General features: G+C 32.3%; 26 protein-coding genes. 13 read left to right on the plus strand and 13 right to left on the minus strand.

Annotation, left to right across the window (positions count from 1 at the left end):
- Positions 1–34 precede the first annotated feature (34 nt).
- The 10 genes from recN to QMG60_RS13440 all read left to right on the plus strand — a co-directional run bounded on the left by recN (position 35) and on the right by QMG60_RS13440 (position 10,724).
- Complete coding sequence (gene recN / locus QMG60_RS13395; RefSeq protein WP_281865248.1) at positions 35–1,687, plus strand: DNA repair protein RecN; 1,653 nt, start codon at positions 35–37, stop codon at positions 1,685–1,687.
- A 10-nt stretch (positions 1,688–1,697) separates the two neighbouring features.
- Positions 1,698–2,219 (plus strand): tetratricopeptide repeat protein, encoded by a 522-nt coding sequence (locus QMG60_RS13400; protein WP_057118452.1) that lies wholly within the window; start codon positions 1,698–1,700, stop codon positions 2,217–2,219.
- 21 nt (positions 2,220–2,240) lie between these two features.
- The gene (gene fabV / locus QMG60_RS13405) at positions 2,241–3,431 is read left to right on the plus strand and encodes an enoyl-ACP reductase FabV (RefSeq protein WP_057118451.1); all 1,191 of its coding nucleotides are present in this window, start codon (positions 2,241–2,243) and stop codon (positions 3,429–3,431) included.
- A 126-nt stretch (positions 3,432–3,557) separates the two neighbouring features.
- Positions 3,558–4,556 (plus strand): glycosyltransferase, encoded by a 999-nt coding sequence (locus QMG60_RS13410; protein WP_057118450.1) that lies wholly within the window; start codon positions 3,558–3,560, stop codon positions 4,554–4,556.
- Positions 4,557–4,558: 2 nt separating this feature from the next.
- Complete coding sequence (gene coaE, locus QMG60_RS13415) at positions 4,559–5,155, plus strand: dephospho-CoA kinase (RefSeq protein WP_057118449.1); 597 nt, start codon at positions 4,559–4,561, stop codon at positions 5,153–5,155.
- Positions 5,156–5,214: 59 nt separating this feature from the next.
- Entirely contained in the window at positions 5,215–6,798 is a 1,584-nt protein-coding gene (locus QMG60_RS13420; RefSeq protein WP_057118448.1) for a HAMP domain-containing sensor histidine kinase, read from the plus strand.
- Between the two features lie 3 nt (positions 6,799–6,801).
- Entirely contained in the window at positions 6,802–7,518 is a 717-nt protein-coding gene (locus QMG60_RS13425; RefSeq protein WP_057118447.1) for a response regulator transcription factor, read from the plus strand.
- 587 nt (positions 7,519–8,105) lie between these two features.
- On the plus strand, positions 8,106–9,497 hold the full coding sequence (locus tag QMG60_RS13430) for an RtcB family protein (RefSeq protein ID WP_281865249.1): 1,392 nt from the start codon (positions 8,106–8,108) through the stop codon (positions 9,495–9,497).
- 17 nt (positions 9,498–9,514) lie between these two features.
- On the plus strand, positions 9,515–10,204 hold the full coding sequence (prfH, locus tag QMG60_RS13435; protein WP_281865250.1) for a peptide chain release factor H: 690 nt from the start codon (positions 9,515–9,517) through the stop codon (positions 10,202–10,204).
- Positions 10,191–10,724, plus strand: coding sequence for a hypothetical protein (locus QMG60_RS13440; RefSeq protein ID WP_281865251.1), 534 nt, complete (start codon positions 10,191–10,193; stop codon positions 10,722–10,724). The genes prfH and QMG60_RS13440 overlap by 14 nt, the downstream gene beginning before the upstream one ends.
- A 195-nt stretch (positions 10,725–10,919) precedes the next feature.
- Here the strand turns inward: QMG60_RS13440 and QMG60_RS13445 are convergent, their stop codons facing one another.
- The 8 genes from QMG60_RS13445 to QMG60_RS13480 form a co-directional block, all read right to left on the minus strand.
- A complete protein-coding gene (locus QMG60_RS13445) occupies positions 10,920–11,666 on the minus strand; it encodes an acyl-ACP thioesterase domain-containing protein (RefSeq protein WP_281865252.1) in 747 nt (248 codons plus the stop codon).
- 58 nt (positions 11,667–11,724) lie between these two features.
- Positions 11,725–12,645: a tRNA (adenosine(37)-N6)-dimethylallyltransferase MiaA gene (miaA, locus tag QMG60_RS13450; protein WP_281865253.1), complete on the minus strand. Its 921-nt coding sequence runs from the start codon at positions 12,643–12,645 to the stop codon at positions 11,725–11,727.
- A 153-nt stretch (positions 12,646–12,798) separates the two neighbouring features.
- Entirely contained in the window at positions 12,799–13,638 is an 840-nt protein-coding gene (locus QMG60_RS13455) for an ion transporter (RefSeq protein ID WP_057118441.1), read from the minus strand.
- A gap of 29 nt (positions 13,639–13,667) precedes the next feature.
- A complete protein-coding gene (locus QMG60_RS13460) occupies positions 13,668–15,029 on the minus strand; it encodes an exonuclease domain-containing protein (protein WP_281865254.1) in 1,362 nt (453 codons plus the stop codon).
- An 81-nt stretch (positions 15,030–15,110) separates the two neighbouring features.
- Positions 15,111–15,782, minus strand: a complete 672-nt coding sequence (locus QMG60_RS13465) for a YggS family pyridoxal phosphate-dependent enzyme (protein ID WP_281865255.1) — start codon at positions 15,780–15,782, stop codon at positions 15,111–15,113.
- 7 nt (positions 15,783–15,789) lie between these two features.
- Positions 15,790–16,284, minus strand: coding sequence for a hypothetical protein (locus tag QMG60_RS13470; RefSeq protein WP_281865256.1), 495 nt, complete (start codon positions 16,282–16,284; stop codon positions 15,790–15,792).
- A 15-nt stretch (positions 16,285–16,299) separates the two neighbouring features.
- On the minus strand, positions 16,300–17,187 hold the full coding sequence (locus tag QMG60_RS13475) for a 3-hydroxyacyl-CoA dehydrogenase NAD-binding domain-containing protein (RefSeq protein WP_134141771.1): 888 nt from the start codon (positions 17,185–17,187) through the stop codon (positions 16,300–16,302).
- 90 nt (positions 17,188–17,277) lie between these two features.
- Positions 17,278–18,243 (minus strand): Gfo/Idh/MocA family oxidoreductase, encoded by a 966-nt coding sequence (locus QMG60_RS13480; protein ID WP_057118436.1) that lies wholly within the window; start codon positions 18,241–18,243, stop codon positions 17,278–17,280.
- A 212-nt stretch (positions 18,244–18,455) separates the two neighbouring features.
- Between QMG60_RS13480 and QMG60_RS13485 the strand changes: the two genes are divergently transcribed.
- Entirely contained in the window at positions 18,456–19,097 is a 642-nt protein-coding gene (locus QMG60_RS13485; protein ID WP_057118435.1) for a protein-L-isoaspartate(D-aspartate) O-methyltransferase, read from the plus strand.
- Positions 19,098–19,127: 30 nt separating this feature from the next.
- Here the strand turns inward: QMG60_RS13485 and QMG60_RS13490 are convergent, their stop codons facing one another.
- The 3 genes from QMG60_RS13490 to smpB all read right to left on the minus strand — a co-directional run bounded on the left by QMG60_RS13490 (position 19,128) and on the right by smpB (position 21,437).
- Positions 19,128–20,177, minus strand: coding sequence for a Fic family protein (locus QMG60_RS13490; protein WP_057118434.1), 1,050 nt, complete (start codon positions 20,175–20,177; stop codon positions 19,128–19,130).
- A gap of 81 nt (positions 20,178–20,258) precedes the next feature.
- Positions 20,259–20,900: a lipoprotein gene (locus QMG60_RS13495; RefSeq protein ID WP_134141768.1), complete on the minus strand. Its 642-nt coding sequence runs from the start codon at positions 20,898–20,900 to the stop codon at positions 20,259–20,261.
- Positions 20,901–20,981: 81 nt separating this feature from the next.
- Positions 20,982–21,437 (minus strand): SsrA-binding protein SmpB, encoded by a 456-nt coding sequence (smpB, locus tag QMG60_RS13500; protein WP_057119835.1) that lies wholly within the window; start codon positions 21,435–21,437, stop codon positions 20,982–20,984.
- Between the two features lie 140 nt (positions 21,438–21,577).
- Here smpB and QMG60_RS13505 point away from each other — a divergent pair, with 140 nt between their 5' ends.
- Both QMG60_RS13505 and QMG60_RS13510 read left to right on the plus strand, forming a co-directional pair.
- Entirely contained in the window at positions 21,578–22,216 is a 639-nt protein-coding gene (locus QMG60_RS13505) for a hypothetical protein (RefSeq protein WP_281865257.1), read from the plus strand.
- Positions 22,217–22,321: 105 nt separating this feature from the next.
- Positions 22,322–22,552, plus strand: a complete 231-nt coding sequence (locus QMG60_RS13510) for a VF530 family protein (RefSeq protein WP_057118431.1) — start codon at positions 22,322–22,324, stop codon at positions 22,550–22,552.
- On the opposite strand, the gene QMG60_RS13515 is transcribed toward QMG60_RS13510, so the two are convergent.
- Both QMG60_RS13515 and QMG60_RS13520 read right to left on the minus strand, forming a co-directional pair.
- Positions 22,547–23,101, minus strand: coding sequence for a DUF3575 domain-containing protein (locus QMG60_RS13515; protein WP_281865258.1), 555 nt, complete (start codon positions 23,099–23,101; stop codon positions 22,547–22,549). The genes QMG60_RS13510 and QMG60_RS13515 overlap by 6 nt on opposite strands.
- 111 nt (positions 23,102–23,212) lie before the next feature.
- Entirely contained in the window at positions 23,213–23,761 is a 549-nt protein-coding gene (locus QMG60_RS13520; protein WP_281865259.1) for a GNAT family N-acetyltransferase, read from the minus strand.
- Positions 23,762–23,764: the final 3 nt, after the last annotated feature.

A 23,764-nucleotide genomic window follows, 5' to 3' on the forward strand; every position in this document is an offset into this window, starting at 1 on the left:
CCTACTTTAACCTTTATTTTTACAAAATTGCTCTATGATCACTTCACTGTCAATTAAAAATTATGCTCTTATTGAAAAACTAGCAATAGATTTTTCTAAAGGTTTTTCTATAATTACAGGTGAGACAGGAGCAGGAAAATCAATTATTTTAGGTGCTATTGGTCTCGTTTTAGGTAAAAGAGCAGATCTTACTTCTTTAAAAAATAAAGAAGAAAAATGTGTTATTGAAGCACATTTTGAAATTTCGAAATACAATTTAAAAGACTTTTTTGAAGCTAATGATCTGGATTATGAAGATGAAACGATCATTAGACGTGAAATTTTGCCTTCTGGAAAATCGCGTGCCTTTATAAATGACAGTCCTGTTAATCTGCAGGAACTTCAAGATTTAAGTTTGTATTTAATAGATATTCATTCGCAGCAGCAAACTCAGGAATTGTCAGATGAAAATGTGCAATTCAAGATTATAGATGCTATTGCCAATAATGGAGGAGTTATTGCAGAATATCAAAAATTGCTTAAATCTTATAAAGCGGATAAATCAAAATGGAATGCTTTGATTAAAAAGCAGAGTGATTCAGGAAAGGAACAGGAATACAATACATTTTTGTTAAATGAATTAGTATCTGCACAATTGAAATCTGGCGAACAAGAAGAGTTAGAAGCTGATTATGAAAAGCTGAATAATGTTGAAATAATCAAAGAATCTCTTGATAAATCGCTTACAATTGCAAACGAGGAACAGTTTGGCGTTTTTCATAATTTAAATGAAATTAAAGCAGCTTTGCAGAAAGTGGCTCCATTTTCACCAGAATATCAAAATTTATTTGAAAGAGTAACAAGCTTAGCTATCGAATTCGATGATGTTTCTAAAGAACTGGAAAATTGTTCGGAAAAATTGCTAAATGATCCGGTGCAATTAGAGTTAGTAAATCAGAAATTGCAATTGATTTATAATTTGCAGAAAAAACATCAAGTAAATTCTGTTGATGATCTGCTTCAAATTCAAGCTGAATTAGGTAACAGTTTATTGGAACTCGATAATATGGATGAAGAAATAGAAGCTTTATCTAAAATTATTGAGGAGAAAACTATAGAACTAGATAATTATGCAGTTCAAATTCACCAAAACAGAGTAAATGCAATTCCGAAGCTTTCAGAACAATTAATTTCTATTTTAGAAACTTTAGGAATGCCAAATGTTCGTTTTAAAATGGAATTATTACCTTCTGAAGTTTACTTTCAAAACGGAAAAGACGAATTGCAATTTTTATTTTCTGCCAACAAAGGAATGGATTTTGGTTTGTTGAAAAAAGTAGCATCTGGAGGAGAGATGTCTCGTATTATGCTGGCTGTAAAAGCTATTTTAGCAAAATATTCGAAATTGCCAACCCTTATATTTGACGAAATTGATACAGGAGTTTCTGGAGAAATTGCGATTAGAATGGGTGAAATTATGAAAGAAATGAGTGCAAGCATGCAGATATTTGCCATTACGCATTTGCCGCAGATTGCAGCAAAAGGAGATTCTCATTTTAAAGTTTCAAAATCAACAGTTGGAGATGATACGCAGTCTGAATTAAAGCTTTTATCGCAGGAAGAACGAATTTTAGAAATTGCGCAGATGTTATCTGGAGCAAATATTTCTGATTCGGCTTTAAACCATGCAAAACAATTATTGAATTAAAAACATAGGAATGGAAAGTTTGAGTTTTTACGAAAATCAATTTATAAAAGCAGATGCGTTAATTTCTGAGGGAAATTCGGCAGACGCAAAAGAATTACTTGAAGAAATTTTAGCGCAGTATCCTGATTTTGGAAAAGCTCACAATCATTTAGGATGGATTTATTACAATAAATTAAGTGATTATGAGAAAGGAATTTATCATTACAAACTTGCGATGAAGTTCGATACTAAATATCCTGCCCCTTATTTAAATTATACTTATTTATTAATTGATATTGGCAGATATGCCGAAGCAAAAGAGCATATTAATTTTACTTTGGCTAATTTAGAAAATGCAGATAATTCGACTTACAATAGTGAATTAGGTAGAATGGCAGAGTATGAAAGTCAATATATTATGGCTTATAATTATTATAAAGCAGCAACCAAAAATGCATTAAACCCAAATTTTATTGACAATATGAATGCTAATATGAAAAGGGTTAAGGATAAAATGTCTATTTTTGAAAAATTAAAACTGAAATTGAAATAATACAAAAAAAATAATTGCAAGATGATTATAGAACCTAGAATGAGAGGATTTATTTGTTTGACTGCCCACCCAACGGGAGCTGAGCAAAATGTTAAAAATCAAATTGAATATGTAAAATCTAAAGGAGAAATTGCTGGTCCTAAAAAAGTTTTAGTGATTGGTGCTTCAACAGGTTTCGGATTGGCCTCAAGAATTACTAGTGCTTTTGGTTCTGGTGCTGCAACAATTGGAGTGTTTTTTGAAAAACCGCCGGTTGAAGGAAAAACTGCTTCTCCAGGATGGTATAATTCTGCAGCATTTGAAAAAGAAGCTCATAAAGCAGGTTTATATGCAAAAAGCATCAACGGAGATGCGTTTTCAAATGAAATTAAAAAAGAAACTCTAGATTTAATCAAAGCTGATTTAGGACAAGTAGATCTTATTATTTATAGTTTAGCTTCGCCAGTACGTACCAATCCTACTACCGGAGTTACACATCGTTCAGTTTTAAAACCAATTGGACAAACTTTTACAAACAAAACTGTTGATTTTCATACAGGAAAAGTTTCTGAAGTTTCTATCGCTCCAGCAAATGAAGAAGATATTGAGAATACAGTTGCTGTAATGGGTGGTGAAGACTGGGCAATGTGGATCGATGCGTTAAAAAATGAAAATTTATTAGCAGAAGGAGCTACAACTGTTGCTTATTCTTACATCGGGCCATCTTTAACAGAAGCGGTTTACCGTAAAGGAACGATAGGACGTGCAAAAGATCATTTAGAAGCTACAGCGTTTACAATTGGAGATTCTTTAAAATCTATTGGAGGAAAAGCTTATGTTTCTGTAAATAAAGCTTTAGTAACTCAAGCAAGTTCTGCAATTCCTGTAATTCCGTTATATATTTCTCTTTTATACAAAATAATGAAAGAAGAAGGAATTCATGAAGGTTGTATCGAGCAAATTCAACGTTTATTCCAAGATAGATTATACAATGGTTCTGATGTTCCTGTAGATGAAAAAGGAAGAATTAGAATTGATGACTGGGAAATGCGTGAAGATGTTCAGGCTAAAGTGGCTAAACTTTGGTTAGAAGCAACTACAGAAACATTACCAGAAATTGGTGATCTTGCAGGTTATAGAAATGATTTCTTAAATTTATTCGGATTTGAATTTGCTGGTGTTGATTATAATGCAGAAGCAAATGAAGTTGTTCAAATTGAAAGTATCAAATAACAATATTTACTTACTAGTAAGCAAAAACCATCAACCAAAAGTTGATGGTTTTTTTGTGAATATACCATATCTTTGTTAAAATTTTGAAACCTAAAAAATATACCCTTTAATAACGCGCATTCTGCTATGATTTTTTCCTTAATTATACCCGTGTATAATCGTCCAGATGAAGTTGATGAACTTTTAGAAAGTCTCTCAAAATCTGATTATAATGAAGCTTTTGAAATTGTTCTTGTCGAAGATGGATCTTCAATACCATGCAGAGATGTGGTAATGAATTATCAAGGAAAATTAAATATATCCTACTATTTTAAACAAAATTCAGGACCTGGAGATTCTCGTAATTTTGGAATGCAAAAGGCGAGAGGAGATTATTTTATCATTTTTGATTCAGATTGTATTATTCCTTCCAACTATTTGACGGAAGTCCGTAAAGCATTAAATGAAAAATATGTTGATTGCTTTGGAGGACCAGATAAAGCGCTTGATAGTTTTTCGGATATTCAGAAAGCAATCAATTTTGCAATGACTTCTTTCTTAACTACAGGAGGAATTAGAGGTGGTTCTGAGAAGATCAATAAATTTCAGCCGCGAAGTTTTAATATGGGAATTTCTAAGAAAGCTTTTGAAGCTTCAAAAGGTTTTGGAAACATTCATCCAGGTGAAGATCCTGATTTATCTATCCGTTTATGGAATTTAGGATTCGAAACAAGACTGTTTTCTGAGGCTTATGTGTATCATAAACGTCGAATTGACTGGGAAAAATTCTCTCTTCAAGTAAAAAAATTTGGTATCGCAAGACCGATTTTAAACAGCTGGTATCCAGAACATAATAAGCTAACTTTCTTCTTTCCAACAGTATTTATATTAGGATTATTATTAGCTTTTTTATTGTTAATTTTCAATATTGATATTTTATTACAATTATATTTCGTATATTTCGTTATAATTTTTCTTACATCAAGTGTCCAAAATAAAAGTATTAAAATTGGATATCTTTCTGTAATAGCAGTGTGGAAACAGTTCTATGGCTACGGAACAGGATTTTTGGAATCTTTTATAAAAGTAATTTTATTAAAAAAGAAACCTCAGGAAGCTTTTCCACGTATGTTTTTTAAAGTATAATAATGACAAAAGTTATTGGTCTTACAGGAGGGATTGGAAGCGGTAAAACAACTATTGCAAACTATTTTGCAGCAATGGGAATTCCAGTTTATATCGCAGATGATGGAGCCAAAAGAGTAATGCAGTCAGATGTTATTCTTAAAGAAGTTAAAGCTGTATTTGGCCAAGATATTTTTGACGGACAAGTTTTAAATAGAGCAAAGTTAGCTCAGATAGTTTTTAATGATAAAGAACAATTAGCAAAATTAAATGCAATTGTGCATCCAGCAGTAAAACAAGATTTTGAATTATGGATGCAGGAGTATAAAAATTTTGATTATGTAATTTACGAAGCTGCCATTTTATTTGAAAGCGGACGTTATAAAGAATGCGATATAATCATAACGGTTACAGCTCCAGAAGAAGTAAGGATTGAGCGTGTTATTGAACGAGATAAAACTACAAGGGAACAAGTTTTAAGCAGGATGAAAATGCAATGGAATGACGAAAAACGAATTTCTATGAGCAATTTCGTGATTAATAACGATAATCTTAAAATTGCTAAAGAAGAAGTTGTTAAAATTCTTAAAATTTTGAATATAAAACAAAATCAGTCTTAAATGTTAATATTTGGTTAATGTATTATTTAGTATATTGTTAAAATATTAATTTTGTTTCGATGAATAAATTATTTTTTAGAATACTTGTTTTATTGATGAGTTTGTCCTTAATCGGGATAATTCTGGTACAGGTATTTTGGTTTAATTCTTCGTTCAAGAATAATGAAGAACAATTTAAATACCACGTTACTCAAGTAATTGGAAATGTTGCAGACAAACTGGAACAACAAGAAGAGTATAGTTTCTACGACAAATACAACCGTATAAAAGATAGTACGGGTAAAATTCCAAAAAAAGAAGATTTACTTGAAGTACTATACGTACAGAGAAACACTAAAACGAATAAAACAATTGTTTATTCGAATACCTTGACATCTGAAGATTACGATATTAATGGTTCTATTTTTAACAAAAAGTTCAGCAGTGAACGTTTTAAAAATTTTAGTTCAAAAAGAGTAACTGAAGTTTATAATAACAATGGAATTGATAATAATAGTTTAGGACAAAGTATTATTCCAGATATAAGGGATGAAAAATCTGGAAGTTTGGATATTTTAAATAAAGTTCAACAGCAGATTCAATATAAAGACATTGCCTCTTTGACTCCAATTGAAGGAAGAATTACAAAAGACAAGCTTTCTAAATTATTAAAGAAAGAGCTGGAAGAATATGGAGTTAAAACCAAATTTGAATTCGGAATTTATAGCAGCGGCGTTCCAACAAAAATAAAATCTGACGGATTTCATTATGACAAGGATGCAACTTACAATATTCCAGTTTATACAGATAATGAAGGAAATAGTAAATATGAATTGTCAGTTACTTTTCCGCATAAAAAGAAATTTTTATTATCTGAATTATTAAGTATCACTATTTTATCAATAGTTTTTACCTTAATTATAATTGTTGCTTACACGAGTGCATTAAATCAATTACTGCGTCAAAAACATATTTCTGAAATCAAAACAGATTTTATAAACAATATGACGCATGAGTTTAAAACTCCAATTGCAACTATAAATTTAGCATTAGATGCTATTAAAAATCCAAGAATTATAGAAGATAAAGAAAAAGTTTATCGCTATCTTCAAATGATTCGAGATGAAAATAAAAGAATGCATGCACAGGTGGAAAATGTTCTTCGTATTTCTAAATTAGAAAAAAGAGAACTTGACATCACCAAAGAGCCAACTGTAGTTCATGATATTATTGATGATGCAATTGAACACGTGAATCTAATTCTAGAGGATAGAAAGGGTACTGTAGTGAGGCATTATAATGCAGCAAGAACAACCTGTTTGATAAATGAAGTTCATTTTACAAATGTATTGGTTAATATTTTGGAAAATGCCATCAAATACTCACCAGGTACACCAGAGATTGAAATCTTTACAGAAAATGTAAAAGATATGATTTTGATAAAAGTAAGAGATCATGGTTTGGGAATGAGTAAGATAGCTCAAAAACGAGTTTTTGAGAAGTTTTACAGAGAGCATACAGGAGATTTGCACAATGTAAAAGGCCACGGTTTAGGTTTGGCCTATGTTAAGAGAATTGTTGAAGACCACAACGGTCAAGTATATGTAGAAAGCGAAAAAGGAAAAGGTAGCACCTTTATAATAAAAATACCATTAATAAATTAAAATATGGAAAATACTAACAAAAGAATACTTTTAGTAGAAGATGACCTAAATTTTGGGGCAGTTCTTAAAGATTATCTAATGTTAAATGACTTTGAAGTTACTTTAGCTAAAAACGGTATGGAAGGTTTCGAAAAATTCAAGAAAGACGTATATGATCTATGTATTCTTGACGTAATGATGCCTTATAAAGATGGTTACACTTTGGCCAAAGAAATTAGAGAAAAGAACAGTGAAGTGCCAATTATCTTTTTGACAGCCAAGTCTATGAAAGAAGATGTTTTAAAAGGATATAAAGCTGGTGCAGATGATTATTTAAATAAACCTTTTGATTCTGAAGTTCTTTTAATGAAAATTAAAGCAATCATTCAAAGAAAATCAGCAGATACAAAAGCAGAACAAGTACAATTTGAATTTAATATTGGTAAGTTTCATTTAAATTCAAAATTGAGATTCTTGACTTTCCAAGATGAAGAGCCAATCAAATTATCTCCAAAAGAGAATGAATTGCTTAAAATGCTTATTCTTCATGAAAATGACTTAATGCCAAGAGAATTAGCTTTAACAAAAATCTGGAGAGATGACAACTACTTTACTTCAAGAAGTATGGACGTTTACATCGCTAAACTTAGAAAATACCTAAAAGCAGATGAAGATGTTGAAATCTTAAACATTCACGGTGAAGGTTTTAGATTAGTAGTAAAAAGCAAAGTTACTGAATAACAAATTCACACTAAAAAATATAAGCTCTGAGAAATCAGGGCTTTTTTTATGCTCCATTTTTTAGCTTACAACTCTAAATCTTGGATTCGTATGATTTTTTTTCTTGCTGAAAAGAGAGAAAAACACATAGAATTATTGCTAGAGTTAGGGTTTTGATTTTTAGATAGATAATCTAATTTTTATATATTTAGAATTCATCAATTATTTTTTTAGATGTATTTTCTTTAAATAAATTTGGAAAATCAAAAAACAATTCTGAATATTTGCAGACGAAAAAAATAATAACCCTTTAAAACGAAGAAAAAATGTTTGTACTTACATCGACATCACAAAGCTTCACACCAAACAGATTTGGTGCAGCACTTCTTCGTGGCTTATTTCAATCTTAGAAATACATTTTTAGATATATAAAAAAGCCCGAAGACATTTAGTTTCGGGCTTTTTTTATTCTAGACACTTCAAATTTTCCCGAAAAAAGATTCAAAGTAATTATCCGGAAGGATAAAAGTTTGTATGCTTAAATTTTATTTAATCCTTTTTGTATTAAGTGGACTTGGGCATGCTGTAAATAGTAGTATAAAAAATTTATGGGAAATAAATTATCTGGAAAAGACCTGATTAAATTGGGATTTCCAAAAAACAATTCAATAAATATCGCCTTAGGGCAGATAAACAGATATAGAAAAAGAGAAAAAAAGGAATCTATTCTAACAGAAGCAAAAGATGTCTTGCTAAATCCTGAAAAGTACGAAGGAAACGGAACCTGGGGGAAAGTAGCCGAAGGCTTGATAAAACCAGTTCAAGTAAGGATGCATCAGTTGAAAACAACCAGAGCTCCTTTTACAATTTTTGGTGAAAATGAAATCGATCAGCAGGCAAAATTTCAATTGTATGATTCTTTGAAACTGCCAGTTTCGGTTGCAGGAGCTTTAATGCCAGACGCACATTCTGGATATGGTTTACCAATCGGCGGTGTTTTAGCAACCGATAATGCTGTGATTCCATACGGAGTTGGGGTTGATATTGGATGCCGAATGAGTCTCTCAATATTTGATTTGCCAGCTTCTCATTTTAAAGGGAGAGAGCATCAGCTTGAGGCTATTTTAAAAGACAATACCAAGTTTGGGATGTATGAAACGCATGCATCAAGAGTAGACCATGACGTTTTTTATAAAAGTGAATTTCAAGATATTCCGCTGTTGAAGAATCTTTTACCTAAAGCTTACAAACAATTGGGATCTTCAGGCGGAGGAAATCATTTTGTAGAATTTGGAATTGCTAAAATCGATAACCCAGAAAACGAGTGGAAGCTCGAAAATGGGGAGTATTTCGCTGTTCTTTCGCATAGTGGTTCGCGTGGTTTGGGCGCAAACATTGCCAAACATTATACTTATTTGGCGACAAAGCAATGTCCGTTACCAAAAAATGTGCAGCATTTAGCATGGCTGGATTTGAATACACATGATGGTCAGGAATATTGGCTTGCAATGAATTTAGCTGGAGAATATGCAAAAGCTTGTCATGATGATATTCATAGAAGAATTGCCAAAGCTATTGGGAAAAGAGTAGTAGTAACGATAGAAAATCACCACAATTTTGCCTGGAAAGAAATGGTAAATGGTCAAGAATGTATTGTTCATAGGAAGGGAGCAACGCCAGCAGCTGAAGGTCAATTGGGAATTATTCCGGGTTCGATGACTGCGCCTGGCTACATTGTAAAGGGTAAAGGAAATGCAGAAAGTTTAAACTCTGCCTCTCATGGAGCTGGCCGTTTGTTTTCGAGAGCAAAATGTAAAAGTACTTTTACGCAAAGTGAGATCAAAAAGGTTTTGAAAGCCAATGATGTAACCTTGATTGGAGGAAATATTGACGAAGCTCCAATGGCGTACAAAGACATTACAAAAGTTATGGCGAATCAAACCGATTTAGTAGAAGTTTTGGGAACTTTTACGCCAAAGATCGTTAGAATGGATCGTTAAAAAGAGATTAAAAAAAAATGGAAAGAATAATTCAGATAACAGCGGGTCGCGGACCTGCAGAATGCACTTGGGTTGTTGCCCAAGTGCTTAAAAAAGTTTTGGAAGAGGCGCAGGATCAACAATTAGAAACCGTTTTACTGCAGCGCGAAGCAGGTCAGGAAAATGGAACGGTTGAAACGGCTTCAATTGCTGTAAAAGGAAAAAATGCTGAGAAATTTGTAAAATCGTGGATTGGAACGATTCAATGGATTGGGCAGAGTCAGTTTAGAAAAATGCATAAACGCAAGAACTGGTTTATTGGAATTTTTGAAATCGAACCGCAGAAAAACACAGCGGTTTCAGAAAATGATATTCAATATCAGGCAATGCGTAGTTCTGGAGCGGGCGGTCAGCATGTAAATAAAGTGAGTTCGGCAATTCGGGCAACACATATTCCAACAGGAATTGCAGTTGTTTCGATGGACAGTCGTTCTCAACACCAAAACAAAAAACTAGCAACAGAAAGATTATTAAAAAAATTAGAAGAAGAAAAACTGATTCAGCTTAAAAATCATGTTGGTAAACAATGGGAAAATCAACTCAATGTTGAGCGTGGAAATCCTATTAGAGTTTTTACCGGAAGTGATTTTAAAAAGAATAAAGCGGAGAAGAGTTACAAAGGAACTCGTCAGAAATTAAAAAACGATTTACGAAATGAAAACAACTGATAAATATCTTTTTCAGGCCTTGGATAATTATCCGTTTTGGCTTGAAGGAACAATCGAATCTTTGGATTATGCTTTTTCTTATGATGATAAAAACACAATGGTGTTATGTTTATACGGAAGAATTCAAGCAGAACAATTAATGAATTACGAAGAAGCAAAATCTTATTTTCAGCAAGCGTTAGCTATTAATATTCATGCTCTTGAAGTATATCCGTATTATTTGCAGACATTGATTGTGAATGAAGATTATGAAGAAGCTGAAAAGCTAATTGATTTTGCTTTGACTGTAAAAGGAATAAACAAGTCTGAAATTTATGTCAAAAAAGCAATTTTATTAGAAGTACAGCATAAATTTAAAGATGCTTTAAAAGAAATTAAGCAAGCAAAATTACATTCTATTCAACATGATTATGACTCTGGAATTAGTGAAGTTGAGAAAAGAATTAAAGGTAAACTTGATTTGTTGAAAAAGAAGAAAGATAAAAAAACAAAAAAAGATTCTAAAAAGAAATCGAAATAATTTTAAACAAAAAACGATGCAATTTTGCATCGTTTTTTGTTTAATTAAGTTACAAACAAAGTTTGTCATTTCGACGAAGGAGAAATCTTCGTAAGTAATTCCACAATCAAAATAGTCAATCTTTGCAGAGCTTCTGGCGAAGATTTCTCCTTCGTCGAAATGACAATATTGAGGAATGTCAGATTTAAAAAACCTTTATTTCCAATGCAATTCCAAAGCGAAACATGTTTTTTCTCCTTTTGTAATACTGAAAGTTGCCTTTGTATGATCATCATCTTCACTTTCGTGAATGACAACATTATCTTGTAATGAAAGCTCTTTCATGAAATTCATTTCGAAACTTTTCACTTCTTGTTTTAAAATTCTTTTCGGATCAACGTGATCTAGGCACCATTCCAGATATTTTACGTTATTAACATGATTTACAATATCCAGATCTGATAAATAAACTGTTTTTTCAAAAACAGCTTCTTTTTCGTGGTTGATGTTTATTTTAGAAAAACCTTCTTCTGTAGCTCTATTTTCGGGAAATAATTCAAAATGTTCATATGGTAAAGCTAACGCTTCTGGACGGCGCGCCTGCGTATTGAAAACAGCCCAATAGGTTTCGCAGCCCACTATTTTCTTTCCATTTACATACATCTCCAACGCACGAACAGAACGTGAATTTTCCAGACTATTGATCCATGTTTTTACAGTTACGACATCCTGCCATTTTGGTAAAGCATGCACTTCAACGCGCATTCGGCTTAAAACCCACGCTTGGTGAAATTCCTGCATATCATAAAAACTAATGCCGCCAACTTCTGAATGTGCTGCAGCAGTTAATTGTAAAATATTACACAAATCGGTATACTTTAAATAACCAGCGGGCGTGCATTGTGTGAAATTGATTTCCCAGTCTTTACTTAAAACTGATGTGAAATTTGGAGATATTGGCATTTTTTGATTTTAGATTTTTATTTTAGAAAATAGAAGAAAGATGAAAGAAAATAGATTTTTACTTTAGAAGATTTTCTATATAGCTTATAATTTCCTTTCTATCTGCCGCGTAATCAAACCATTTAGTGTTTTCATTACGTTTGAACCACGTTAATTGTCTTTTAGAAAATCTTCGAGTATTTTTCTTGATTTCTTCTATTGCAAAAGGCAATGTAAATTCTCCGTCAAAATAACTAAATAATTCTCTATAACCGACCGTTTGCAGAGCATTTAACGCTTTATTAGGATACAAGGTTTTGGCTTCTTCAAGTAAACCTTCGTTCATCATAATATCAACACGCTGGTTGATTCGGTTGTAAATGATTTCTCTTTCGGCATCTAAACCAATTAGAATAGGAGTGAAGCCTCGATTATTTTTCTTTTGATTTAAGAATGAAGAATATGGTTTTCCTGTTCCAATGCAAACTTCTACAAATCGCATCATTCGCTGCGGATTTTGTAGAGTTTGAGGATTTTCGATAGTTATTTTTTGGTAATAATCTGGATCTAGATTTTTTAGTTGCTCCTGAAGATATTCAATTCCGAGTTTTTCGTAATTTAAATTTACTTCTGAGCGAACTTCTGGATTGATTTCTGGAAATTCATCAAAACCTTTTAAAATTGCATCTACATATAATCCTGATCCGCCAATAAGAATTGCATAATCGTTGGTTTGAAAAAGTTCTTCGATTTTTACTAAAGCTTCTTTTTCGTAATCGCCAACGGTGTAATTTTCAAAAATGGATTTATTTTGAATGAAATGATGTTTGGCAGAATTCAATTCTTCTTGATTGGGAACGGCTGTACCAATAGTCATTTCTTTAAAAAATTGACGGCTGTCGCAAGAAACAATCTCGCATTTAAAATGTTGTGCCAAAGCAATACTTAAGGCTGTTTTGCCTATGGCTGTTGGTCCGACAATGGTTATTAGGTATTTCATATTTTTTAGCCCAGATGGAAATGAAAACCCCGGACTTATATTTGTTCGTTTTTTTTGGTGTAAAAGAGCGACCAGCGGAAGCTCCTTTTATGCCTTAAAAAAACAACAAAGATAAGGAGGAGTTGCAATGTACAGCTGGATTAGCTTCTAAAATTAATTATTTGGCAATTCTGTTCCACATTCGTAGCAATATTTTGCGCTGTCAAAATGGACTTGGGAATTGCAGTTTTTGCATGTTTTTTTGGTGCTTACTGCACTGTTTCTCAAACTGCTTTTGGCGAATTCTGCGGTAACAATTCCGGTTGGAACCGCAATTATTCCATATCCTAAAATCATTACTAATGCTGCAATAAATTGTCCTAAAGGAGTTTGCGGCGAAATGTCACCATAACCCACCGTCGTTAAAGTTACAATCGTCCAATAGATTCCCATTGGAATGCTTGTAAAACCAGATTCTCGGCCCTCGACTAAATACATAATCGTACCGATAATTACAGTGCTAATGAGTACAAAATATATAAAAACCAAGATTTTTTCTTTGCTAGCTTCTATTGCCTCTTTTAATTGCAAGGATTGATGTGAAATTTGCGGAATATGTAAGATTTTGAATAATCGCAAAAAACGTAAAGCTCTTACGATTGACAAAATACTTGCTCCAGGGAAAAATATAGATAGATACATGGGTAAGACTGCAAGCAAGTCTATAATTCCGTAAAAACTGAAGATATATCTAACGGGTTTTTGAATGGATATGATTCTTAAAATATATTCGATTGTAAAAAATACTGTGATAACCCATTCGCAGATAAGAAGTTGTTCATGGTATTTTAAACTTATTCCTCTAACTGTATCCAGCATGATTAAAAGAACGCTCAATAAAATCAAACCTAGCAGGACTAAATCAAACATGCGCCCTAAAATGGTATCGGTGCCATATAGAACTACCTTGACTTTTTCTCTAAAGATTTCGTATTGTGATTTTTTATTTTTCATATCTCTAAGATAATGAAAGTTTTATATTGTTAAAAATTTAAAATCTTAATAGATTTACTTTTACGGAGGTAGCTTTGAAGAATGTTTTTTACATCGCGGTTGTGCTCCATTGGGATCAAAATGTTTTTAAGAATCTCAATGTTGGTAATTTGATAATTAAGATCGTAGTAAGCATAACCTTTGTAGATTCCATTTTCGATTAAAATAGCACTTCGTTCGTTTACATTACGGCCTTTGTCAATCAGGATCATGCTTTTATTTTCAAAACTATTTTCAGAAATAAATTGCTGAACTCTTAAATTGTAGACTTCAGGAGTTATTTCACCAATACAGGCGCCGTCACATTCTTTGATTGAATATTGAAAACACTCTTTCTTGCTATTATACAACCCTGTTAACTTTTGGCATAAATGGTATTTTGCCGTGAATTTAAAAAGTGCATTTTTGCCTTCTTGCACAGAAACAAACGATGTGATGTCTTTTTTTCGGCCGTCAGCTTTTTCAAGTTTTAAATTGAGATAACCATTCGAGTCTTTCTCGGCATATAATGCAAAAGGAAATACTGTTTTTTTCTGAGAACGGTTATGTCTTGGACGATTAATTTTAACTTCCTGACTTTCTTTTAAAAGTGCAATTAATTCACTTCCGGTTTCATCATAAGTTATGGTAAAAACTTCAGCCTGGATTCTTTTGCTTTTGGTTGTAATTCCTGTAAAATGCTGATTGACTCTCTTTTTTATGTTATGGCTTTTACCAATATAAATTAAAGTACCGCTTTCATTATAAATATAATAAACACCAGTTTTAGCCGGCATTTGACTTAAAAGATCTAAGAATTTAGGAGCAATTCCTTTTTCGACTTCGAGTTTTATAAAATCTTTTACGATTGTTTTTTCTACGTCTTTTTCTAAGAGCATTTTAAACAGTTTTGTCGTAGCCATTGCGTCTCCGCTGGCACGATGTCTGTCTGCCATTGGAATTCCAAGTGCACGAACCAATTTTCCTAAACTGTAAGAAGGTTGTTCTGGAATTAGTTTTTTGGCTAGTTCGACAGTACAAAGCGTTCTGGCTTCAAAATCGTAGCCTAAACGTCTGAATTCTGTTCTTAAAATTCGGTAATCGAAAGAGGCATTGTGAGCCACAATAACGCAGTCAGAAGTTATTTCGATAATACGTTTGGCGACTTCATAAAACTTTGGTGCAGAACGCAGCATAGCATTATTGATTCCGGTTAGCTTTACTACGAAAGGCTGAATCGGAATTTCAGGATTGACAAGGCTTATGAATTGGTCAATTACTTCGTGTCCATCAAATTTATAGATGGCGATTTCAGTAATTCCTTCTTCGTTAAACTGCCCTCCAGTTGTTTCTATGTCTAGTATTGCGTACAAATTTAGTGTTCGGTCTCAGTTTTTAGTATTCAGTTTTTGTATAGGCGCGTATCCGTCCTTACGAAATGTGGTTTTTGATAATCAACGGACTCCAAAAATGCTGCTTCCAATGCGAACCATTGTGCTGCCGCATTCTATTGCAAGCTGATAATCTCCAGACATTCCCATAGAAATTGTAGAGACGCATTGCAATGCATCTTTACCATATCCGTCAATGTTTTTTAATGAGTCAAAAATGGATTTTAAATGGGTAAATTCTTTTTTAATTTGGTTTTGATCTTCTGTGAAAGTTGCCATTCCCATTAAACCTAAGATACGAATATTTTTTAACTCTTTGAATGCTGAAGAAGTTAAAAGTTCGTTTAATTCGTTTTCGTCAAGACCAAATTTAGTTTCTTCTTCGGCAATATACATTTGAAGAAGACAATCTATAGTTCTATTATTTTTTAAAGCTTGTTTATTGATTTCCTGTAATAATTTCAAACTATCTACACCATGAATTAAACTCACAAATGGTGCCATAAATTTTACTTTATTCGTTTGAACATGACCAATCATATGCCACTGAATATCTTTTGGCATTTCTTCCCATTTTTCAGTCATTTCTTGGATTTTGTTTTCTCCAAAAATACGCTGGCCGGTTTCATAAGCCTGCATCAAGTCTGAAATAGGTTTTGTTTTAGAAACGGCAACAAGAGTTACATGTTCAGGTAAACTTGTTTTTATTGTATTTAAGTTTGATGCTATTGACATTTTTATTTTATTTTTTTGAAAGCAGAATATGTAATCTTTCCTTTCTTTCAGATGGAATGTAAAAATCGATCTTTTTGTTTTCCATTTTTAATTGAGTATCGAATCCAGGACCTTTTGCATCATCTTCTAAAGGTGTATAAAACGATCCCATATCACTTTGAAAAAGACTCCCGAATACTTTATCATAGCAATCAAAGGAACCACAAGTATAACCTACTACTTTTTCATCAAGATTTACAACTATTATTTCAAAGTTTGATTTTATATCTAAATCTCTTAAATATAAAATTAAAAAATTGTGTTTTCGTTTTTTATCAAAACTTTCGGTGCTTTTAAAGACACAATTATCATACTTTTTGTTATTGATATCTAATTGATAACCGTTTTCTTGTTTTAAAATTCGGGCTATTCCAAAGAAATAATTAATAGTCACTGGTTTGTAATAATAAAGAGCAACTAAACTAAAAATTATTAAAATGACTAATAAAAATATTTTTTTCATTGAATAAGCGAGATTTTACAAAAACTGCTTAGAGATTTTCTCTGCTTTTTTACTTTCACTATAATCATAAAAACCTTCACCAGATTTTACGCCTAGTTTTCCTGCTCTTACCATATTAACCAATAATGGGCAAGGAGCATATTTAGGGTTTTTGAAACCTTCGTACATTACATTTAAAATGGCAAGGCAAACATCAAGACCAATAAAATCAGCTAATTGAAGTGGCCCCATAGGGTGTCCCATTCCTAATTTCATTACAGTATCAATTTCGTAAACTCCCGCAACTTTATTGTATAACGTTTCAATTGCTTCGTTTAGCATAGGCATTAAAATTCTGTTGGCTACGAAACCAGGATAATCGTTTACTTCAACAGGAACTTTTCCTAATTTCTCAGATAAATCCATGATGATCTTTGTGACTTCATCGCTTGTGTTATAACCGCGGATGATTTCAACTAATTTCATAATTGGCACTGGGTTCATAAAATGCATTCCAATAACACGTTCAGGATGAGTTACAACAGAACCAATTTGTGTAATCGATATAGAGGAAGTATTAGTTGCTAAAATAGTATTATGAGAACAAGCTTCGTTTAATTGCTTGAAAATATTTAGTTTTAATTCTACATTTTCTGTTGCAGCTTCAACTACTAAATCAACACCCACAACACCATCTTTAATATCTGTATAGGTAATAATATTGGTAATAGTTTTAGCGACGTCTTCTTGTGTAATTGTACCTTTTGCAAGCATACGGTCTAAATTGGCCGCAATAGTTGCCATTCCTTTATCTAATGATTTTTCTGAAACGTCGATTAGTTTTACGGTAAAACCACTTTGTGCAAATGTATGAGCAATTCCGTTACCCATTGTTCCTGCACCAATTACAGCTATAGTTTTCATTTAATTTTGGTATTTAAATTTTAAAAGTTAAGGTTTAAAGTGACTTTTCTGCCAGCTTTAAACCTTAAAAATAATGAGTTATATTTTTTATTATTTATCGAAACAATCAATAATCTGGTAGGCTACACGCAAAGCATCTGTTGCTTGTTCTAGTGTTACAACCGGCGTTGTATCTGTATTAATTGCATGTGCAAAAGATTCTAACTCGTCCAGAATAGCGTTGTTTTGTTCAACATCTGGATTAGTGAAATAGATTTGTTTTTTTACACCTTCTGCATTTTGCAGAATCATATCAAAATCTCCAGGAACTTCTGGGGCATCTTTCATACGAACTACTTCACATTTTTTTTCTAAAAAGTCAACTGAAATGTAAGCATCTTTTTGGAAAAAACGAGATTTTCTCATATTCTTCATCGAGATTCTGCTTGCTGTTAAGTTGGCAACACAGCCATTTTCAAATTCAATTCTAGCATTGGCAATATCTGGAGTATCGCTGATAACAGAGACTCCGCTTGCATGAATATCTTTTACCTTTGAATTAACAACACTCAAAATGGCATCAATATCGTGAATCATTAAATCCAAAACCACAGGAACGTCTGTACCACGCGGATTAAATTCTGCCAAACGATGAGTTTCTATAAACATCGGGTTTTCGATCATGTTTTTTGTTGCGATAAAAGCAGGATTAAAACGCTCAACATGACCAACTTGACCTTTTACATTGTACTCTTTAGCTAAAGCTATGATTTCTTCAGCTTCTGCTACAGTATTGGCAATTGGTTTTTCTATAAAAATATGTTTTCCTGATTTGATTGCCACTTTTGCACATTTATAATGCGAAAGCGTTGGAGTCACAATATCGATTACATCGACAGCATGAATAAGTTTTGCAATTGTGCTGAAGTTTTTATAGCCAAATTCTTTAGAGATTCTTTCGGCATTTTCTTGATTTTCGTCGTAAAATCCAACTAATTCGTATTTGTCAGATTGTTGTAATAAGCGTAAATGTATTTTACCAAGATGACCAGCACCTAAAACTCCTACTTTTAACATGAGAATGTATTTTAAACAAAAATATAATTTATTTGTCGAAAGTGAAAATGAATTTAACTAATTGTGAGTTGTGAGTTATGAATTGTAAATTATCAGCTAGGGCTTTTGATTTTCGGCTTTTGACTTTCGATATTATTAATTTAATAATTAAAAATCAATATTTGATTTCCTTTTTAGATTCTTTACTTTTGCGAAAATAAAACCTACCCATTTTGAAAGACACTGCCAAACATCAAGGACTTCGTAATCAATTAGTAAGCACTTTAGAGCAAAAGGGAATTACTGATAGAGCGGTTTTAGAGGCGATAAAAAAAATCCCAAGACACCTTTTTTTGAATTCAAGTTTTGAAGATTATGCTTATCAAGATAAGGCTTTTCCTATTGGAGCGGGTCAAACTATTTCGCAGCCTTACACAGTTGCTTTTCAATCGCAGTTGTTAGAAGTAAAAAAAGATCACAAAATTCTAGAAATTGGAACTGGTTCTGGATACCAAACTGCTGTTTTGTTTAATCTTGGAGCAAAAGTTTATACTGTAGAAAGACAAAAAGAATTGTTTAAACAGACTTCTATTTTGTTTCCAAAACTAAATATTCGTCCTAAACATGTATCTTTTGGTGATGGCTACAAAGGGTTACCAAATTATGCTCCCTTTGACAGTATTATAGTTACAGCTGGTGCACCATTTATCCCGAAACCGTTAATGGCTCAGCTTAAAATTGGAGGAAGGCTTGTGATTCCGCTTGGAGAAGATGTTCAGATTATGACTTTATTAATTAGAAAGAATGAAACGCAATTTGAAAAACATGAGTTTGGAGAATTTAGGTTTGTTCCTTTATTAGAAGATAAAAATTAAAGAGAAAGCCCAATTTATACTGGGCTTCTTTTATTGAGTAAGAATCGAGATATATCTTTCCAGACTTTCTTTCTCTTTTTGAGCTATAAATAGAAAAAAGTCTTCTTTGTTTTTTTTAGTTTGAGCAATTTCTAAAGACTGATAATATTGCATTCTAGTTTCATAATCTCCTTTGATATTGGCAATTGGATATCCTTTTTGCATTAGAATCAAATTCATAATTAACCTAGAAGTTCTGCCGTTTCCATCTATAAACGGATGTATCGTTACTAATCGTTCGTGCATTTCAGCAGCCAGAATAATCGGATGTAATTTATTTTTATTGATTTCGTACCAAGTAAAATATTCTTCCATTTCTTGCGGCACAATTAAAGGTTGTGGAGGCATATGACTGCTTCCCTGAATCATAACTTGAACTTTTCGATAACGTCCTGCGTCTTCAGGTATAATTCCTCTTAAAATTAAATTATGAATTGACAAAAGATCGCGTTCGTTTAATGAATTGTTTTTATTCATTAATTCTTTAATAAATCCAATAGCTTCCTGATGATTTATAGCTTCAAGATGTTCCCGCATGCTTTTGCCTGAAATTGTTAAACCTTCATTAATAACCATGTCAGTTTCTCGAAGTGTCATTGTATTTCCTTCAATTCTATTACTTTCAAAGGTATACTCAAGCTCTAAAGCTTGTTTAATTTTAAAACTATCAAACTGCCTGTAAGAATCTAATTTTTGTTTTAACAAATCTATCTCTTTTAAAATTTTTTCTAAAGAAGTAGACAGCTTAAGGTTAGATACTGTTTTATTATACTTGATTTCATCTTCTGCAACTTTTAAAGCTTTTAATGCAAGCTCATCATCACCAATTTCATAAAGAATTTTTTCTTTAAGCCAGGCAATCATTAAAGTTTCATAATCAATTTCTAAAAGCTGCGCTAATTTTGAAATCTGTTCTTTGGTTGGTTTGCGGGTTCCCGACTCAAATTTGCTAATTAATGCCTGATCTATTCCTGCAAGCTGTGCCAGTTCACGGGTTTTTAAACCTTTTTGTTCTCTTGCGTTTTTTAAAAGCGATTTCATTATGAAAAATTTAGTCTTGACAAATTTAGTCAATTTTTTGTTTGTAAAAAAAGCGACCTTAAAGTCGCTTTTTTATATCTTTTATTTTGGAGGTAATGAACCGTCTTTTCTCATTTCTTTAACTACAGCCTGCATAATAGCATCAACTGTTTGTCCTAAATCTGTGACATATTGAGATTCTGTAGTTCCTGTCCAGATTAATTTATTTTCTTTTAATGAAAAAATATTGGTCTCTACCATATAGGATGTTGTTTCCTGATAATATCCCGGATCGTAGAAGTTTGGGGAATACATTCCGTACCAATTCCCAAAACCATAACCATACATTCCTGCATACATGCCGTCAAAACCTCCATAATACATTCCAGTGTAAGTTCCAGGAACATAGGTTGTTTCTTTTTCTTTACTAACTAATCGCATGGTTATTACTCCATCAAAATTTTCATCTTGAAGTATTTTTAACTTTTGTTCTTTAGTAAGGTCTTTGGTAGATTCGTTTAAGTATTGGTAAGAAGTTTTGAAAATTTCGTTACCAGCAGCAATTCTGTTTTCCGTAACTCTTCGTGAAGCTTCATCTTTTACCAAAGCGACGACTAAAACCTTCTTGAAGTTTTCTTGAGAAACGGTAATTTTTGGATCTCTCCAGCTGTTTACGATCGAAGTATTACTGCCGCAACTTGATAACACCACTACAGTGAAAAACAAAAATAAATACTTTTTCATATTTTACAGTTAAATTGGTTATAAGTAAAAATAACGATAAAATATTAATAAATAGGAATTTACCTAAATTAAAAAAGCTTTTTAATTAAAAGCTTTTTTAATACGGTCTAAATCACGTTTAGTATCTTGTTCTTTTAGTGATTCTCGCTTGTCGTAGTTTTTCTTTCCTTTACAAAGACCAATCTGAAGTTTTGCTAAACCTTTTTCATTTGTGAATAATTTTAGCGGAACGATAGTAAGTCCTTTAGCCTGAACACTTTTGTGAAGTGTTTTTAATTCTTTTTTATTTAAAAGCAATTTTCTTTCGCTTCTAGATTTATGATTGAATTGATTTCCAAATGAATACTCTTCTATGTAAGTATTGATAGCAAAAAGCTCCATACCGCTAAACTCGCAAAAGCTCTCTGTAATGTTTGCTTTTCCTAAACGTATCGATTTGATTTCGGTACCCGCTAAAACAATTCCAGCAGTATACGTGTCGATTATTTCATAATCAAATCGGGCTCTTTTATTTAATATATTGACTGATTTTAACATGTGTGCAAATGTAAGACAAAAATGAAAAACTTTATGAAGAGCTAAGATAATTAAAGTTTTTTTTTAATCTATGATTTTAATCAGCTGCGACAAAAATGCTTCCTTTTAAGTTTGCTTTATAATTCAAAAACAAAATTAAAATGAAAAAAATTGTAACACTGGTATGTATTGTATTAGTTAGTTTAACAGCTAAAGCTCAAGATTCAGGTCAAGGTTTAAAAGGTACTTGGTTTGCAACGTCTCAATTTGGTTATCAGCAGACGAAATCGGCTGATGCGAAAAACACCACTTTATCTGTACTGCCAATTGTTGGAACATTTGTAACGCCATCAGTAGCTGTTGGTGCAGGAGTTGGATATATTAATATTAAAGCAGATTCTGATGCAGGAACAGCCGCCAAAGCAGATTTGTTTGTTGCGCAGCCTTTAGTGAGAAAGTATTGGAATGTTGCGGGTTCTCTTTATTTCTTTGGGCAGGTGGCAGTTCCAATTATTACTGGTAAAGAGAAAGAAAGTGAATTAAAAGTAAATCAGGTTGGTGTATCGCTATCAGGAGGATTCGATTATTTCGTAACTAAAAATTTCTCTGTCGAGTTTTCTTATGACTTGGCCAACTTTACATCGACAACAATTGATCCAAAAACGGGAGAAAAAACAACAGTTACCAATTTTGGTTTAGCTCATGTTGCAAATGTAGATCCGTTTTACAATACAGCTTTAGGAGGAAGTAATCCTAATTTAACGTCTCCAATTTCTGTTGGATTTAAATTCTTGTTCTAATTATTTTTTATTTGATTGATGTAAAATTCTATTTAGTAATTTTGCAAAAAAGAAAGACCGTACTTTTTTATAGTACGGTCTTTTATATAATTTAAAAAGTATAAAATGCAAAATCAGTCCAAAGATCCTTTACACGGAATCACACTTCAAAAAATTGTAGAAACTTTAGTAGATCATTATGGTTTTGATACTTTAGGAGAGTTAATTCCAATTAAGTGTTTTCAATCAAATCCAAGTATTAAATCGAGTCTTACTTTTTTAAGAAAAACAGATTGGGCTCGAAAAAAAGTTGAAGAACTCTACGTAAAATCGCTGCCTAAATTCTCTAATTTATAATTTATACGAAATCATTACGCCACCACGGTAAGGAAGCCATTCGCCACTTTTATTCCAATGCACCGCTTTTTCATATCTTCCTGGAGTTCCATCATTGTAGTAACCATGATAAAAACCTTGATGCCAGCCTCCACCAACGAAAAAGTCTAGTAAAAATTTATCGTTTAATTTTAAGTTGTAACCTATAGTAGCACCAAGCCTATAACCAAAGCCGTCTTCGTATTTATTGCTATCCCAGTAATTCCATTTCTGTAATTCATATTTATCAGCTCCTATATGTCCACCTACATAAAAGCCATTATATTTTTCTTTAAAATGATAACGAATTTCTGGAGTTACAGTAATAAATTTCATTGGATTATGACCATTAAATGATTCCCAAAAAGATGCCATTACATCGGCACTAAAAGTCATTTTTTCGCCAATACTTGTTTCAATTCCAATATTTGGGATTGCAAGCAAAGCAGTTGCTCCATTAAATTTTACAAAAGTCTGACTTTGCAATTGTATACAAAATAAAAGAACAAATAAGGCAGGTATTTTTTTCATAAAAGTGTTTTCAGATTCAAAACAAGCAATTTTAGCTAATTTTGAGCGCAAATATAACGTATAATGGTATATAACTATTGTGTAAAAAGTTACTTTAACAAGAAGAAAAGTTTATCTTTCTAGTAATGAATAAATTACCTTATCAAGAAATTTTCCTTCATAAAATTCAGCTTCTCTAAGATGGGCTTCCTTTGTAAAACCACACTTTTGGAGTACTTTTTCTGAAGCATAATTTTCTGGATCAATAACAGCTTCAATAGAGTGCAGTCTCAAGTCTTCAAATCCGAATTTTATAAGTCGAGTAACAGCCTCTGGAACTAAACCTTTTCCTTGAAATTCAGGTAAAATAATATAGCCAATTTCAGCACGGTAATTTTCTGGCTGTAATCTGTAAAAACCAATAATTCCGAGAAGTTTAGAATTATCCTTCAATCGAATAGCCCAATTTATTCCAGTGTTATTTTCAATTTTTTCCTTGATCATTTTAATATGTTCCATCGCATCTTCACGATCCTTTACCAAAGGTCTTGGAATATATTTCATGGTTTCAGGATTAGAGCGTAGTTCAAAAACTTCTTTTACGTCTCCATCATTGACTTCATCCAAAATTAAACGCTCGGTTTCTACGACTGGGAACGGACTAAAATTAAAATCTAACATTTT

Origin of the sequence: Flavobacterium sp. GSB-24 (assembly GCF_027924665.1) — a bacterium.
GTDB lineage: Bacteria > Bacteroidota > Bacteroidia > Flavobacteriales > Flavobacteriaceae > Flavobacterium.

Excerpts from the sequence above, each read along its gene's own strand:
- recN (WP_281865248.1), top strand. The coding sequence starts at position 35 with ATGATCACTTCACTGTCAATTAAAAATTATGCTCTTATTGAAAAACTA.
- QMG60_RS13400 (WP_057118452.1), top strand. The coding sequence starts at position 1,698 with ATGGAAAGTTTGAGTTTTTACGAAAATCAATTTATAAAAGCAGATGCG.
- fabV (WP_057118451.1), top strand. The coding sequence starts at position 2,241 with ATGATTATAGAACCTAGAATGAGAGGATTTATTTGTTTGACTGCCCAC.
- QMG60_RS13410 (WP_057118450.1), top strand. The coding sequence starts at position 3,558 with ATGATTTTTTCCTTAATTATACCCGTGTATAATCGTCCAGATGAAGTT.
- coaE (WP_057118449.1), top strand. The coding sequence starts at position 4,559 with ATGACAAAAGTTATTGGTCTTACAGGAGGGATTGGAAGCGGTAAAACA.
- QMG60_RS13420 (WP_057118448.1), top strand. The coding sequence starts at position 5,215 with ATGAATAAATTATTTTTTAGAATACTTGTTTTATTGATGAGTTTGTCC.
- QMG60_RS13425 (WP_057118447.1), top strand. The coding sequence starts at position 6,802 with ATGGAAAATACTAACAAAAGAATACTTTTAGTAGAAGATGACCTAAAT.
- QMG60_RS13430 (WP_281865249.1), top strand. The coding sequence starts at position 8,106 with ATGGGAAATAAATTATCTGGAAAAGACCTGATTAAATTGGGATTTCCA.
- prfH (WP_281865250.1), top strand. The coding sequence starts at position 9,515 with ATGGAAAGAATAATTCAGATAACAGCGGGTCGCGGACCTGCAGAATGC.
- QMG60_RS13440 (WP_281865251.1), top strand. The coding sequence starts at position 10,191 with ATGAAAACAACTGATAAATATCTTTTTCAGGCCTTGGATAATTATCCG.
- QMG60_RS13445 (WP_281865252.1), bottom strand. The coding sequence starts at position 11,666 with ATGCCAATATCTCCAAATTTCACATCAGTTTTAAGTAAAGACTGGGAA.
- miaA (WP_281865253.1), bottom strand. The coding sequence starts at position 12,645 with ATGAAATACCTAATAACCATTGTCGGACCAACAGCCATAGGCAAAACA.
- QMG60_RS13455 (WP_057118441.1), bottom strand. The coding sequence starts at position 13,638 with ATGAAAAATAAAAAATCACAATACGAAATCTTTAGAGAAAAAGTCAAG.
- QMG60_RS13465 (WP_281865255.1), bottom strand. The coding sequence starts at position 15,782 with ATGTCAATAGCATCAAACTTAAATACAATAAAAACAAGTTTACCTGAA.
- QMG60_RS13470 (WP_281865256.1), bottom strand. The coding sequence starts at position 16,284 with ATGAAAAAAATATTTTTATTAGTCATTTTAATAATTTTTAGTTTAGTT.
- QMG60_RS13475 (WP_134141771.1), bottom strand. The coding sequence starts at position 17,187 with ATGAAAACTATAGCTGTAATTGGTGCAGGAACAATGGGTAACGGAATT.
- QMG60_RS13480 (WP_057118436.1), bottom strand. The coding sequence starts at position 18,243 with ATGTTAAAAGTAGGAGTTTTAGGTGCTGGTCATCTTGGTAAAATACAT.
- QMG60_RS13490 (WP_057118434.1), bottom strand. The coding sequence starts at position 20,177 with ATGAAATCGCTTTTAAAAAACGCAAGAGAACAAAAAGGTTTAAAAACC.
- QMG60_RS13495 (WP_134141768.1), bottom strand. The coding sequence starts at position 20,900 with ATGAAAAAGTATTTATTTTTGTTTTTCACTGTAGTGGTGTTATCAAGT.
- smpB (WP_057119835.1), bottom strand. The coding sequence starts at position 21,437 with ATGTTAAAATCAGTCAATATATTAAATAAAAGAGCCCGATTTGATTAT.
- QMG60_RS13505 (WP_281865257.1), top strand. The coding sequence starts at position 21,578 with ATGAAAAAAATTGTAACACTGGTATGTATTGTATTAGTTAGTTTAACA.
- QMG60_RS13510 (WP_057118431.1), top strand. The coding sequence starts at position 22,322 with ATGCAAAATCAGTCCAAAGATCCTTTACACGGAATCACACTTCAAAAA.
- QMG60_RS13515 (WP_281865258.1), bottom strand. The coding sequence starts at position 23,101 with ATGAAAAAAATACCTGCCTTATTTGTTCTTTTATTTTGTATACAATTG.
- QMG60_RS13520 (WP_281865259.1), bottom strand. The coding sequence starts at position 23,761 with ATGTTAGATTTTAATTTTAGTCCGTTCCCAGTCGTAGAAACCGAGCGT.